The organism is Nocardia miyunensis NBRC 108239, from assembly GCF_001613065.1.
Classification (GTDB): Bacteria; Actinomycetota; Actinomycetes; order Mycobacteriales; family Mycobacteriaceae; genus Nocardia; species Nocardia miyunensis.
This window is the reverse complement of the sequence record NZ_BDBQ01000111.1, coordinates 1-13,714: the sequence shown is the minus strand read 5'-3', so window position 1 is coordinate 13,714 and position 13,714 is coordinate 1. Positions and strand designations below refer to the sequence as shown.

The 13,714-nt window shown below is 66.8% G+C and carries 11 protein-coding genes and 1 pseudogene; 11 read left to right on the top strand and 1 reads right to left on the bottom strand.

Annotated elements, in window-relative coordinates:
- Position 1: 1 nt before the first annotated feature.
- Positions 2–1,180 carry a lipid-transfer protein gene (locus tag NM2_RS40800; protein WP_067681384.1) on the bottom strand — a complete coding sequence of 393 codons (1,179 nt, stop codon included), beginning with the start codon at positions 1,178–1,180 and terminating at the stop codon, positions 2–4.
- A 269-nt stretch (positions 1,181–1,449) separates the two neighbouring features.
- Between NM2_RS40800 and NM2_RS40795 the strand changes: the two genes are divergently transcribed.
- The 11 genes and pseudogenes from NM2_RS40795 to NM2_RS40745 form a co-directional block, all read left to right on the top strand.
- A complete protein-coding gene (locus tag NM2_RS40795) occupies positions 1,450–2,289 on the top strand; it encodes an enoyl-CoA hydratase-related protein (protein WP_067681381.1) in 840 nt (279 codons plus the stop codon).
- 63 nt (positions 2,290–2,352) lie between these two features.
- Positions 2,353–3,561: an acetyl-CoA C-acetyltransferase gene (locus NM2_RS40790; protein ID WP_067681378.1), complete on the top strand. Its 1,209-nt coding sequence runs from the start codon at positions 2,353–2,355 to the stop codon at positions 3,559–3,561.
- 8 nt (positions 3,562–3,569) lie between these two features.
- Positions 3,570–5,717 (top strand): 3-hydroxyacyl-CoA dehydrogenase NAD-binding domain-containing protein, encoded by a 2,148-nt coding sequence (locus tag NM2_RS40785; RefSeq protein WP_067681375.1) that lies wholly within the window; start codon positions 3,570–3,572, stop codon positions 5,715–5,717.
- Positions 5,710–7,074 (top strand): SDR family oxidoreductase, encoded by a 1,365-nt coding sequence (locus tag NM2_RS40780; protein ID WP_084532060.1) that lies wholly within the window; start codon positions 5,710–5,712, stop codon positions 7,072–7,074. Before NM2_RS40785 ends, NM2_RS40780 begins: the two co-directional genes overlap by 8 nt.
- Before the next feature lie 76 nt (positions 7,075–7,150).
- Positions 7,151–7,477, top strand: a complete 327-nt coding sequence (locus NM2_RS40775; RefSeq protein WP_067681370.1) for a hypothetical protein — start codon at positions 7,151–7,153, stop codon at positions 7,475–7,477.
- Positions 7,478–7,663: 186 nt separating this feature from the next.
- On the top strand, positions 7,664–8,875 hold the full coding sequence (locus NM2_RS40770) for a TetR/AcrR family transcriptional regulator (protein WP_067681367.1): 1,212 nt from the start codon (positions 7,664–7,666) through the stop codon (positions 8,873–8,875).
- A gap of 485 nt (positions 8,876–9,360) precedes the next feature.
- Complete coding sequence (locus tag NM2_RS40765; RefSeq protein WP_067681364.1) at positions 9,361–10,188, top strand: SDR family NAD(P)-dependent oxidoreductase; 828 nt, start codon at positions 9,361–9,363, stop codon at positions 10,186–10,188.
- 91 nt (positions 10,189–10,279) lie between these two features.
- The gene (locus NM2_RS40760) at positions 10,280–11,113 is read left to right on the top strand and encodes an enoyl-CoA hydratase-related protein (protein WP_067681361.1); all 834 of its coding nucleotides are present in this window, start codon (positions 10,280–10,282) and stop codon (positions 11,111–11,113) included.
- Between the two features lie 97 nt (positions 11,114–11,210).
- Positions 11,211–12,356 (top strand): annotated as a pseudogene (locus NM2_RS40755) (NAD(P) transhydrogenase subunit alpha); the annotation flags it as partial.
- Positions 12,357–12,760: 404 nt separating this feature from the next.
- Positions 12,761–13,084, top strand: coding sequence for an NAD(P) transhydrogenase subunit alpha part 2 (locus tag NM2_RS40750; protein ID WP_067681358.1), 324 nt, complete (start codon positions 12,761–12,763; stop codon positions 13,082–13,084).
- A 17-nt stretch (positions 13,085–13,101) separates the two neighbouring features.
- On the top strand, positions 13,102–13,714 hold a 613-nt coding region (locus NM2_RS40745), incomplete at its 3' end, for an NAD(P)(+) transhydrogenase (Re/Si-specific) subunit beta (RefSeq protein ID WP_174575742.1).

Sequence of the window (13,714 nt, the reverse complement as noted above, 5' to 3'; positions counted from 1 at the left end):
ATCAGGCCACTTTCTCGTAGAGGGTCACGACGCAGGCGCCGCCGAGGCCCAGGTTGTGCTGGAGAGCGACTTGCGCGCCGTCGACCTGCCGGTCGCCGGCCTGCCCCCGCAGCTGCCACACCAGTTCGGCGCACTGCGCGAGACCGGTAGCGCCGAGGGGGTGGCCCTTGGACAGCAGCCCGCCCGACGGGTTGGTCACCACGCGGCCGCCGTAGGTGTTGTCGCCGGAGAGGATGAATTTCTCCGCGGTGCCCTCCGGCGTCAGTCCGAGGGCTTCGTAGGTGATCAGCTCGTTGGTCGCGAAGCAGTCGTGCAGTTCGACGACCGGGATATCGATCGGGTCCACGCCCGATGCCTCGTAGACCTCCTTGGCGGCCCTGACCGCCATGTCGTACCCGACGACCTTCATCATGTCTCCGTCGAACGCGCCCGGTACGTCCGTCACGAGCGACTGCGCTCGGATACGGATGGTTGTGTCCAGGCCGCGCGAGCGGGCGAACTCCTCGCTGCATACGATCGCGGCTGCCGCGCCACTGGTCGGTGGGCAGCACATGAGCAGAGTCAGCGGTCCCCAGATCGCCTTCGATCCCATCACCATGTCGAGGTCGATCGGATCGCGGAACACAGCGAAAGGGTTCCGCGCGGCGTGTGACCGGGCCTTGACGGCGACGCGCCCGAAGAGTTCCCGGCTCGTCCCGTAGCGGTTCATGTACTCGACGCCGGCTCCTCCGAAGGTTTTCGCCGCCATCGGGCCGGGTTCGTCACCGCCGGGCTGCGCGAGTGCGATGGCCTCGCCGCGAGCTGTCGCGCTGATGCGGTCGTCCCAGACGTTCACGAGCGCGCCTGGGCGCATCTGCTCGAAGCCGACGGCGAGCACGCAATCGGCTGCGCCGGATGCCACGACCTGTCGCGCGAGCCACAGGGCCGATGATCCGGTGGCGCAGTTGTTGTTGACGTTGACGATCGGGATTCCGGTCAGGCCCAGGTGGTAGAGGCCGGCCTGGCCGGAGGTCGAGTCGCCGTAGACATAGCCGACGTAGGCCTGCTGGATGTCGGTGTAGGCCAGTCCGGCGTCTTCGATGGCCGCGCGCGCTGCGGCGCTGCCCATCAGGTCGTAGCTCTCGCACTTGCCGGGCTTGGCGAACGGCACCATGCCGACGCCCGTGATGCACACGGACATGCCACACCTTCTTTCGTGTCGTGATCCTCGATTTCCGAACTATACACAAAACTGCGACTAACTAAAATGAGAAATTACGTTGTAGCTCGGCTCTTGCGGACCAACATAGCTATAGTTAGCATTCACATCCATCGAATGGCGATCCGAAGGAGGACGATGGGCACGCTCGAGGGGAATGTGACGGTGGTCTCGGGTTCCGGACCGGCGGTGACCGAGGAACTCGCCGGCTACATCACCGGCGAGACGATCGTGTGCGGTGGGGGTCTGTGATGGCGACACCCGCATCCGAGGTGCGCGTCGAAGTCTCCGCCGGCATCGCCGTCATCACGCTCGACGCGCCGCAGCGTCGCAACGCACTGCGCAACGAACTGCTCGTCGATCTCTGGAATGCGTTGGACCGAGTCGACCGCGACCCGCAGGTTCGTGCGGTCGTCCTCACCGGCGCGGGGTCGTCGTTCTGCGTCGGGGCCGAGCTGACCGGACCCGACACACTGCTGCGAGCGCTCGAAGACGACCAGCTGGGGCACACCCCGACCGGCTACCGCGAGCCCGGCGGCCGCGTGAGCGAGCGACTGCACGACATGGTGACTCCCGTCATCGCCGCGGTCAACGGCGACGCTGTCGGCGGCGGGGCGTCGATCATGGCGGCGACGGACGTCCGGATCGCCTCGCGAGAGGCACGGTTCGGGTTCGTCTTCACTCGTCGCGGTGTGGTCCCCGAGAGTGCCTCGTCGTGGACCGTGCCGCGGCTGGTCGGCCTCGGCCGGGCCCTGGACTGGATGTTGTCCGGGCGGGTGTTCGGCGCCGAGGAGGCATATGCCGCGGGGCTGGTCACGCGATTGGTCGATCCGGCGGATGTGCTGACCGAGGCCATGGCATATGCCCAGGACCTCGTCGAGAACACCTCCCCGACGTCGCTCGCCCACACCAAGCGGCTCATCGGTGGCAGCTGGCGCTACGACCACCCCGGTGCGGCGTGCGACGAGGAGTCCCGAACCTACGCCCGGCTGGTCGATTCCGCCGACGCCCGCGAGGGCATCGCGTCGTTCCTGGAGCGTCGGCCGGCGCGGTTCGGCCCCCTCGACGACCGGCCGTCGCACCGATTCTGAGACCCGCCGATCTCGGACCCACACATCAACTCGGACCCACATATACCGATCGAGAGCGAGACCATGCCCCACGACGTCTTCATCTACGACGCGTTCCGCACCCCGCGAGGACGTGGACGAGGCGGCTCCCTGCACGGGGTCAAGCCCGTGTCGCTGGTGACCGGACTACTCGGGGAACTGCCGCAGCGCAACCCGTCCATCGACCTCACCACGGTCGACGACCTCGTCCTGGGCTGCGTCAGCCCCCTCGCGGATCAGGGCGCGGATATCGCCCGGACAGCCGCGCTGGCGGCCGGTCTGCCCGAGACCGTGGCAGGCGTGCAGCTGAATCGGTTCTGTGCCTCGGGGCTGGAGGCCGTCAACACCTCGGCGCAGAAGGTGGCCTCGGGATGGGAGAAGCTCGTCATCGCCGGTGGTGTCGAGAGCATGTCGCGGGTCGCGATGGGGTCCGACGGTGGCGCCTGGGCGAATGATCCGGAGACCAATCTGCTCACCGGCTTCGTGCCGCAGGGCGTCGGCGCCGACCTGATCGCCACGATCGAGGGCTTCTCGCGCGAGGATGTCGATCGCTTCGCCGCGCAATCGCAGGAGCGTGCGGCCCAGGCGTGGGGCGACGGCAAGTTCGCCCGCTCGATCGTCCCGGTCCGAGATCGGAACGGACTCGTCGTCCTCGACCGCGACGAGCACATGCGGCCCGGCACGACCGTGGAGACCCTCGCGAAGCTCCGGCCTTCGTTCGCCGCGCAGGGAGCGGCCGGTTTCGACAGGGTCGCGCTGGAGAAGTACCACTGGGTCTCCTCGATCGACCACGTGCATACCGGTGGAAATTCGTCGGGCATCGTCGACGGCGCGGCGCTGGTGTTGCTGGGCAATGCGGCGGTGGGCGCGGAGCAGGGGCTGATCCCGCGTGCGCGTGTGGTGGCCGGTGCGGTCACCGGCACGGATCCGACCATCATGCTCACCGGGCCCGGCCCGGCCACCGAGAAGGTGCTCCGGACGGCCGGGCTCGGGGTCGAGGACATCGACCTGTTCGAGGTCAACGAGGCGTTCTCGTCCGTCGTGCTGCGCTTCATGCGTGACCTGGACATTCCACGGGAGAAGGTCAACGTCAACGGCGGAGCCATCGCTCTGGGTCATCCGCTCGGCGCCACCGGCGCGATGCTGATCGGCACGGTGCTCGACGAATTGGAGCGTCGTGAGCTGAGGCGCGGGCTGGTCACCCTGTGCGTCGGCGGAGGCATGGGCATCGCCACCATCATCGAGCGAGTCTGAAAGGCATCATGAGCACCCACCAGGAAAACGGCCCGGTCCGGCGGACCGAGGCCGACGGCATCCTCACCCTGACCCTCGACGACCCGACGCAGTCGGTCAACACCATGACCGCCGAGTTCGTTCGATCGCTGGAGGAGCACCTCGATCGGATCCTCGCGGACATCGAGGGCGGATCCGCGATCCGCGGGGTGATCCTGACCTCGGGCAAGAAGACCTTCTTCGCGGGCGGTGACCTACGTGATCTGTCGGCGGCGACCAAGGACGACGCGCCGGATCTGGCCGCCTTCACCGACCGGGCCAAGCGGCAACTCCGTAAGCTCGAGACGCTCGGCGTCCCGGTGGTCGCCGCCATCAACGGCAGTGCCCTCGGTGGCGGTCTGGAGATCGCGCTCGCCTGCCACCACCGCATCGTCATCGATGCGCCGGGTGTGCGAATCGGTCTCCCCGAGGTCACGCTCGGCCTGCTGCCCGGTGGCGGTGGCGTCGTGCGTTCGGTCCGCCTCCTGGGGCTGGACGTGGCGCTGGACAAGGTCCTGCTGACCGGCGCGACATATGCGCCCGAGGCGGCGCGGGACCTGGGCCTCGTCGATCGGGTCGTGGGCGACGACTCCGCGCTGATCGAAGCGGCCACGGCCTGGATCGCCCAGCATCCCGACGCGAAGCAGCCGTGGGACGAGGGGGCCTCGATCCCGGGTGGCTCGGCCAATGATCCCGCGGTAGCGGCGACCCTGCCGGCGCGGACGGCGGCGGTGCGCGCTTCCCACCGAGGGGCGCCGATGCAGGCGGCCGCCAACGTGCTCTCGGCAGCGGTCGAATCGACGCAGGTCGACATCGACACCGCATTCGACATCGAGACGCGCTACTTCGTCGAGTTGGCGGTAGGACAGGTCTCGAAGAACATCATCCAGGGCACATTCTTCGACATGCAGGCGGTCCGGGCGGGTACCAGCCGGCCGGCGGGCTTCGACGCCCACAGTGTGAGCACCGTCGGTGTCGTCGGTGCGGGCATGATGGGCGCCGGCATCGCGCTCTCGGCCGCGCTGTCCGGCCTCGAGGTGTGGTTGAAGGACGTCGACCGGCCGCGTGCCGAGAAGGGCGTCGCCTACGCCGAGCGCGTTCTGGCGAAGCAGGTCTCGTCGGGACGTCGTTCGGAGGCGAGTGCGGCCGAGGTTCTCGGGCGGATTCGCGCCACCGACCGGATGACCGATCTCGCCCAGGCCGACCTCGTGATCGAGGCGGTGTTCGAAGACCCCGATCTGAAGGCGAAGGTCTTCGGCGAGATCGACGAGACCGTGGCGCCTACCACGCTGCTGGCGTCCAATACGTCCACGCTGCCGATCAGCGGGCTCGCCGGTGCGGTGAAGCGGCCGGCCGACTTCGTCGGGCTGCACTTCTTCTCCCCGGTGGAGCGGATGGGCCTGGTCGAGATCGTGGTGGGTCGCGAGACCAGCGACGAGACCGTGGCTCGGGCGTTCGACGTCGTGCGTCAGCTGGGCAAGACGCCGATCGTGGTCGGCGACGGACGCGGCTTCTTCACCAGCCGGGTGATCCTGAGCAGGTTGCTCGAGGCGGCCGCCATGGTCGGGGAGGGCATCGCGCCGCAGTCGATCGAACAGGCCTCGGTCCGGGCCGGCTACCCGGTGGGGACACTGGCTCTGCTCGATGAGCTCACGCTCAGCTTGCCGCACACGATCTACGAGCAGTTCCGCGCCGATGCCGGCCCGGACTGGGTCGACCATCCCGGTGCCCGGGTGCTCGAGGTCCTTCTCGAAGCCGGTCGCCCGGGTCGTGCCGCCGGCGGTGGCTTCTACGAGTACGTCGACGGGCGTCGGTCGGGGTTGTGGTCCGAGCTGGACAAGCGCCTCGGCCCGTTCCGCCCGGCTCCCGACATCGCTGAACTGTCCGACCGATTGCTGTTCGCCGAAGCCGTGGACACCGCCCGGTGTCTGGACAGCGGCCTGCTGCGTAGCACAGCCGACGCCAACGTCGGGTCGATTCTCGGCATCGGGTTCCCACGATGGACCGGCGGGGCGGCGCAGTTCGCCGCGGGCTACCCGGGCGGCCACGAGGGGTTCGCCCGCCGCGCCGCACAGCTCGCGGAGGCTTACGGCCCACGTTTCGATCTTCCGTCCTCGACGGGTGGCAGTCGTGCGTAGGGCGATCTATGACCGGGAGCATGAGGCGTTTCGATCGGCCTTCAGGGAATTCCTCGACCGGGAGGCGGTGCCGTACGTCGACGAGTGGGAGGCCGCCGGCACGCCCTCGCGCGACTTCATCGTGAAGGCGGGCCAGGCCGGTTTCCTCGGATTCGAGTTCGCCAACGAACTCGGTGGCCTGGGTATCGACGATTTCCGATACAACGCGATCATGACCGAGCAGGTGGTGGCCTCCGGGATCGCCGCTGACACGTTCAGCATGCAGAACGACATCATCGTGCCGTACCTGCGGGATCTCGCGAACCCGGAACAGCAGCGTCGATGGATTCCGGCGTTCGTGGAAGGCCGCTGCGTCACCGCGCTGGGGCTCTCGGAGCCCGGCGCGGGCTCGGACCTGGCCTCGATTTCGTGTTCGGCCCGCCAGGACGGCGATCATCTCGTCCTCAACGGACAGAAGACGTTCATCACCAGTGGAGCCACCTGTGATATCGCGATCGTGCTGACCAGAACCGGGGAGCGCGACGGACGCGGGATGACGCTCGTGGTGGTCGAAGCCGGCACTCCGGGATTCGAGCGTGGACGCCCGATGCACAAGATCGGGCGCAAGGGGCAGGACACGGCCGAGCTGTTCTTCGAGGACTGTCGCGTCCCGCTCGACCAGGTCCTCGGCACATCGGTGGTGGTCAACTATCGACGCGATGCGGATGCCGCAGAGCAGGTGGTGCGAGAGATTCGCCGGGCCGGGGGCTCGGCGATGGCCTGCGCCGCCGCCATCGACGTGGGCGCCGAGGTCGCGCGCATGGTCGAACGGGTCCGCGAGGAGCTCGGGCCGGTCTCGATCTTGGTCAGCAACGCCGGCACCGCCAGCCGCGGACGCACCGTCGCAGACACCGAGGCGGCCGAGTTCCGGTCGCTGCTGGAAGTGCACGCGCTCGGACCCATCGCCCTGATCCAGTCGCTGCTGACCGACATGCGGGCGATGCCCCGCGCCGACATCGTCATGATCTCCAGCAATACGGTCGGGAACGCTCCGGCCGGCGCTGCGCCTTACACCATGGCGAAAGCGGCGATGGAGACATGCGTCGCGACCTTGGCGCGCGAAGAGCGCAGCCACGGGATCCGGGCGAACATTGTGGCACCGGGCCTGGTGGCGACGGATATGGGTCGCCGCCTCGTCAAGGCGTCCACCGGTGGCGGCTCGCTCGACGACTTGAATGCCACGTCGCCGTTCGGACGGGTCTGCACACCAGCCGACGTCGCGGCCGCTGTCGCGTTCCTGGTTTCCGCCGATGCCGGGTACGTCACCGGTCAGCGGCTGTTCGTCGACGGCGGGGGAGCCGATGCCACCGTGTTCTGAGCAGGACGCGAAACGCGGTGTCGAACCTGTACCGGACTGGTTGATGTCTTGTCCGGCACTGGAAGGAGAATGAGATATGGACTACGTCAGCAACGCCGCCGGCGCGCGGTCCGTCGCACGGACGCTCGAGCAGGTCATCGAGAGCACCGAGGACAGCTACACCCGCGGTCAGCTGTGGGCCTGTGTGGGGTTGCTGAACAACCTCGCGAACGAACTGGCTCGGCTGGCCGTCGACGGTGACCGGACCGGATCGGTCGGTGACGACCTCTCGGTATTCCTCCCCGAGGACTCCGACTGCCTGTCGTGGCACGACGCGGCGGAGGCGGTCGGGGCCGACCTCGACCGCGTTGTGAAGGGCCAGGCATCTCTGCACTACCGTCGAGCGATCGACGGCTATTCCTGACCGTCGGTCGCGTTGTCATCGACGGCGCGGGCCCTCCGTTTCTCCAGCCCGATTATTCGCTGTTATGCCTATATGATGTGTCTTTATTTGTGAGACATGCGCTTTTCCTCTCCGAAGTTATTTTCCAATACTCTCTTCGGCTAGGATTGTGGTGTTGGGCGCCGCCGACCGAGGGGATCCAGATTCATGACCGCAGCTCCCGTGCCGGGCAAGCCGCTCAGCCGTGGTGCCGCGCGCACCCGCCAGATCATCGTCGCCGCGGCCAAACTCTTCGAGGATGTCGGTTACCAGAACGTCAGCATCGATGACATCGGCACCGCAGTCGGTCTCACCGGCCCTGCGGTGTACCGGCATTTCTCCGGCAAGCACGACATTCTGGTGAAGGCGCTCGAGAGCCAGGTGGCGGCCGTGGCGCTGGTGGTCGGCCAGGCGGCCGAGGGTGATCCGGCCGAGCGGCCACTGGTCATGCAGCTCATCGACCAGCTGACGGTGCTCACCGTCGAACGCGACGAAGCCTTCATCTGGCGCCGCGAGCGCCGCCACCTCGACTCGGAGCACGCGGAGAGCTTCCGTACGACGTTCGGCAGCCTGCTGTCCCGCATCGCATCGCTGATCGGTCAGTTTCGCCCCGAACTCGACGACGGTCAGGCACGCCTGCTCGGGCTGGCGCTTCTCTCGTTGTACGGGAACGTCCATGACATCCGCTCGCATCAGACCGACGCGAGGTTTGCCGGCTTGGTCACGGGCGCGGCGAAGCGGATCGTGCTGGTCGATCTGGGCAATGACGCCCCAGCGACCGAACTGTCGCCGCCCCCGGGCCGTCGCCGGCCTGCCGGGCGGCGTGAGCTCGTCATCGAAGCGGCCGCCGATCTCTTCGACAAGCGCGGCTTCTACGACGTGCGAATCGACGACATCGCCCGAGCGGCGGAGATGTCGGTCGCCACTCTCTACCAGCATTTCGACAGCAAATCCCGCATCCTGCAGGCAGTGCTGGAACGTGGCGCCGAAGGACTTCTGTACATCACGACCGAGGCCCTGACCGTCACTCAGAACGCCGAGGACACGCTGCGGACGTTGATCCGCACCTATGTCTCCCAAGCGCTGGGGCTCCACGGCCGCACGATGCGCATCCTGGCATCGGATCTGCACTATCTGCCCACCGAAGTTCAGGACGCACTCCGTGAAGTTCAGCGGGAGTACGTGGCGGAGTGGACAGCAGTGATCGGTGAGTTGCACCCGGGACTGGCCACAGCGGATGCGCGAGCGCTGGCACACGCTGCTATCAACATCATCACCGACTTGTCGCAGACCTACTCCCTGCGAGGCAGGTCCTCCCTCACCCGCGACCTCGAGGGCCTCGCGTTCTCAGTCGTGAGCGCCTCCGCCCAACAGGTGTAGTCGTCGAAACTTTCTGGGCTGGAATGTAAGCCGGCATTCGGAGTCGGCTACGGGACGGCGGGTGCACCTGTCGTCCGTTCGTCGGTCGCCGCGGGAGCAGTCCGGCGGACCCCGGCCGGAGTTCGTCCGTATCGAAGACGACGCTGGGGTCGGTCAGCTGATTCCCGGGATTTCCCTGCTGTGATCGGTCGCCTTGCGCACGGTGTCGAGCTTGTCGATGCGGTCGGCTGCCGTCCGCGTCACGTGCGGTACGACCGTCCGCCGTCTTGTCGTACCGCGGGTCGCTTCTTCGCTTGAAGCCACACATTACTGCGATAGACAGATTAACAATGCATACCTACGAGCTGCAATTATGTGTCTATTGACAGGCATAGACGCTGAAGTTAGCCTTCACGTTAGTGGTAGGGGTCACCTACCCGGATATGAGCTTGGGTAGCCGGTTCGACAGGCCGGCGCGAGGAACGCAACCGCGGAGGAGACGTCAGGTGAGTGCACAGAGACTGCAGGGCAAGGTCGCACTGGTTTCGGGTTCGGGTCGCGGCATCGGGCGCGCGGTCGCCGAGAAACTCGCGGCCGAGGGAGCCAAGGTCGTGGTCAATGACCTGGATCCGGAACCCGCCAAGGAGGCGGTAGCCGCGATCGAGGCAGCCGGGGGTGTGGCCGTGGCGTGCGTCGGCAGCGTCACCGAACCGGATTTCGCGGATCGCTTCGTGAGTACCGCGGTGGATCAGTTCGGCGGTCTCGACATCATCGTCAACAACGCCGGTTACACCTGGGACAACGTGGTTCAGAAGATGACCGACCAGCAGTGGGAGGACATCCTGGACGTTCACCTCACCGCGCCGTTCAGGATCCTGCGTGCGGCGCAGCCGGTGATCAGCGCGGCGGTCAAGCGCGAGCGGGCGGCCGGGCAGCCGGTGCCGTGCCGCAAGGTGGTCAACACGTCGTCCACCTCGGGTTTGCAGGGCAACCCGGGGCAGGCCAACTACTCCTCGGCCAAGGCCGGGTTGATCGGGCTGACCAAGACCATCGCCAAGGAGTGGGGGCGATACAACGTGACGGTGAACGCGGTGGCCTACGGGGTCATCAACACCCGGCTCACCTCGGTCACCACGGAGGAGAAGACGATCAAGGTCGAGGGCCGCGACATCAAGGTCGGTGTGAACCCGGCGGTGATGGACGCCGCGACCAAGCAGATCGCGCTGGCCCGGGCCGGATCGGTGGAGGAGGCCGCGGGCGCGGTCTACCTGCTGTGCAGTCCGGAGTCCAGCTACATCACCGGCGAGACCCTGGTGTGCGGCGGCGGACTGTGACCAGGGATGCCGCGACGCGACCTCGGTCCTGGCCGACGAGCGGGAGGCTCCGCACGACGGTGCGGGCCGTTTCGCGCGAAAGGGTATCGGGATGACCGTGCAAGTGACCCATAATTCCGGTGTGCGGCGCATTGTGATCGATCGGCCCGATCGGCTCAACGCTGTAGACGTGGAGACGCTCGTCCGGTTGGGAGACGCTGTCGCCGATGCGGGAACCGATCCGGCCGTGCGGGTGGTCGTGCTGTCCGGCGCCGGACGCTTCTTCTGTTCCGGCGCCGACCTCGCTGTCTCCGACCCAACGTCAGCCGATGCCACCGCGCAGACGATCGATGCGGCCAATCGGTTGGTCGGCATCCTGCGCTCGGTGCCGCGCCCCGTCGTCGCCGAGCTTCGTGGCCCGGCGGTAGGCGTCGGTGTGTCCATTGCATTGGCGGCTGATCTCGTCATCGCGAGTGCGGACGCATACTTCCTACTGCCGTTCACCTCGATCGGGCTGATGCCCGACGGGGGCGCCACGGCACTCGTAGCCGCGGCGGCCGGACGTGCGGTCGCCATGCGCTTGTTCGCCTTGGGAAAACGGATGAGCGCTCACGACGCAGAGCGGTTCGGACTCATCGCGGCGGCGTACTCCGCCGACACCTTCGCCGGCGAGTTCGATGCGATCGTCGCCACCCTGCGCGACGGCTCGCTCGATGCCTTCGTCCACACGAAGCGGGCTGTCGAGGCCGCCACGCTCGGTCACCTGGATGCGGCGTTCGCGCGTGAACGCGAAGGACAGCTATTTCTCGCGGGCCGGCCGGACTTCCACGAGGCGCTGACAGCATTCGCCGCGAAGCGACCGCCAGTGTTCAACCGCGTCCCATCGACGGATGCGTCCGGCCGATTGGCACAGAGCGTTGTCAGCGGCGATCCCGCTGTGCGATAGCGGTTTTCGCTCGCACTGGCTGGGCGGCGCGGTTGTCTCGGGCAGATGCCCGAGACGGCCGACGCCGGTCGGCGCGCTGGATGAACCAGCCTTCTCGATGCATACGGAAAGGATTACCTCGACAGTGGAGACAGCTCAGGTCGGATCTGGCGCAGCACCGCCGCCGGAGAGCACGAGTGTCGGTGTGGTGCGTGAGACGTATCCGGGGGAGCGTCGGGTTGGGTTGGTGCCGAAGATTGTTGCGGGTCTGGTGAAGCAGGGTGTGCGGGTGGTGGTGGAGGCCGGTGCGGGGCGGGGGGCGTTGATCCCTGATGCGGCGTTCATTGAGGTGGGGGCGGTGATTGGTGATCCGTGGTCGGCGGAGGTGGTGGTGAAGGTCGCCCCGCCTTCGGATGCGGAGGTCGCGAAGTTGTCTGCGGGTCAGACGGTGATCGGTTTCCTGGCTCCGCGTAATGCGGACAACAAGATCGCGGCGCTGAAAGCGGCGGGGGTGCGGGCGTTCGCGGTGGAGGCGATTCCGCGTATTTCGCGGGCGCAGGTGATGGATGCGTTGTCTTCGCAGGCGAATGTGTCGGGGTATAAGGCGGTGTTGGTGGCGGCGTCGGAGTCGACGCGGTTCTTCCCGATGTTGACCACCGCGGCCGGGACGGTGAAACCGGCGACGGTGCTGGTGCTGGGTGTGGGGGTGGCGGGGTTGCAGGCTTTGGCGACCGCGAAGCGTTTGGGTGGTCGCACCACCGGATATGACGTTCGTCCGGAGGTGGCTGATCAGGTGCGGTCGGTGGGTGCGCAGTGGCTGGATCTGGGGATCGATGCGGCGGGTGAGGGTGGTTACGCGCGTGAGTTGACCGAGGATGAGAAGGCTCAGCAGCAGCAAGCTCTCGAGGATGCGATCAAGGGTTTCGATGTGGTGATCACGACCGCGCTGGTCCCGGGTCGTCCCGCACCGCGCCTGGTGACGGCCGCGGCGGTGGAGGGGATGCGGCCGGGCAGTGTGATCGTGGATTTGGCTGGGGAGACCGGTGGTAACTGTGAGCTGACCGAGCCGGGTGAGACGGTGGTGGTGCACGATGTCACGATCGCTTCGCCGTTGAATCTTCCCGCGTCGATGCCCGAGCATGCGAGTGAGTTGTATGCGAAGAACATCGCGGCGTTGCTGGAGTTGATGCTCGTGGATGGCCGACTAGCACCGGATTTCACTGATCAGGTGTTGGCGGATTCGTGCGTGACCCGCGAACCGGACGCTGAGCCGAAATCGGATTCGGTTGCGGCCGGGACGGATTCGCCCCAGGCGAACCGGCCAGCCTCGGAATCGATTGCGGAAAGGGCTGATTCGGCTGCGTCCGGCCCTGGTGCAGCCGTCGCGGATGGCGCTGACGCGGGCTCGGTTGTGGCCGGGTCGGTGTCGACTTCGGCGACCGGCGATGGTGCGGATTCGGGAGCGTTTGGCGGGTCGGCTTCGGGAACGGCGGGTGCGGCCGCGACGGACGTGGGTTCGGTTGCGGCTGGCTCGGATTCAACACCGGTGAACGGGTCGGTCTCGGAATCGACTGCGGCTGAAACGGATTCGACTGCCGCGAACGGGACCGGTGCGGGATCGGCTGCCGATGTGCCGGGTTCGGGTTCGGCGGGGAAGGAGCAGGGCTGATGTATACCGAGTTGTTGGCGAATATCGCGATTGTGGTGTTGTCGGGGTTTGTGGGGTTCGCGGTGATCTCGAAGGTTCCCAATACGTTGCACACGCCGTTGATGTCCGGGACGAACGCGATTCACGGGATCGTGGTGTTGGGTGCGTTGGTGACGTTGGGCAATGTGCGGCATCCCGGGGTGTTGACGCAGATCATTCTGTTCGTCGCGGTGGTGTTCGGGACGTTGAACGTGATCGGTGGGTTCGTGGTGACCGATCGGATGCTGGGCATGTTCAAGTCCAAGAAGCCCGGCGCGGCGGCCGGTGAGAAGGCGGGTCGATGATGCGTACGTTCGATGACATCAGTTATCTGGTCAACGGCCTGTATATTGTCGCGTTCGCCTTGTTCATCTATGGGTTGATGGGATTGACCGGCCCGAAGACCGCGGTGCGGGGGAATTTGATCGCGGCGGCGGGCATGGTGATCGCGGTCGTGGCCACGTTGATTTCGGTGCGGCACACCGGTAACTGGATTTTGATCGTGGCGGGGATCGTGGTGGGTGTGGTGTTGGGGGTGCCCCCGGCGCGGTTCACCAAGATGACCGCGATGCCGCAGTTGGTGGCCGCGTTCAACGGTGTGGGTGGTGGCACGGTCGCGTTGATCGCGTGGTCGGAATTCCTGAACTCGCAAGGGTTTTCGCATTTCGATGAGCAGCCCACGGTGCATATCGTGGTCGGTTCGTTGTTCGCGGCGGTTATCGGGTCGGTGTCGTTCTGGGGTTCGTTGATCGCGTTCGGCAAGCTTCAGGAGATCCTGCCCGGCCGCCCGATCGGGCTCGGGAGACTGCAGCAGCCGGTGAATCTGCTGTTGCTGGTGGGTGCGATCGCGTGCGCGGTCGTGATCGGTGTCGGCGCCAGTGGGCACGGGGTTCCGCAGGTGTGGATGATCGCGCTGCTGGTGTTGGCGGGTGTGC

What these genes read in the sequence shown, in the direction of transcription:
- NM2_RS40800 (WP_067681384.1), bottom strand. Translation starts at nt 1,180, where the DNA reads ATGTCCGTGTGCATCACGGGCGTCGGCATGGTGCCGTTCGCCAAGCCC.
- NM2_RS40795 (WP_067681381.1), top strand. Translation starts at nt 1,450, where the DNA reads ATGGCGACACCCGCATCCGAGGTGCGCGTCGAAGTCTCCGCCGGCATC.
- NM2_RS40790 (WP_067681378.1), top strand. Translation starts at nt 2,353, where the DNA reads ATGCCCCACGACGTCTTCATCTACGACGCGTTCCGCACCCCGCGAGGA.
- NM2_RS40785 (WP_067681375.1), top strand. Translation starts at nt 3,570, where the DNA reads ATGAGCACCCACCAGGAAAACGGCCCGGTCCGGCGGACCGAGGCCGAC.
- NM2_RS40775 (WP_067681370.1), top strand. Translation starts at nt 7,151, where the DNA reads ATGGACTACGTCAGCAACGCCGCCGGCGCGCGGTCCGTCGCACGGACG.
- NM2_RS40770 (WP_067681367.1), top strand. Translation starts at nt 7,664, where the DNA reads ATGACCGCAGCTCCCGTGCCGGGCAAGCCGCTCAGCCGTGGTGCCGCG.
- NM2_RS40760 (WP_067681361.1), top strand. Translation starts at nt 10,280, where the DNA reads ATGACCGTGCAAGTGACCCATAATTCCGGTGTGCGGCGCATTGTGATC.
- NM2_RS40750 (WP_067681358.1), top strand. Translation starts at nt 12,761, where the DNA reads ATGTATACCGAGTTGTTGGCGAATATCGCGATTGTGGTGTTGTCGGGG.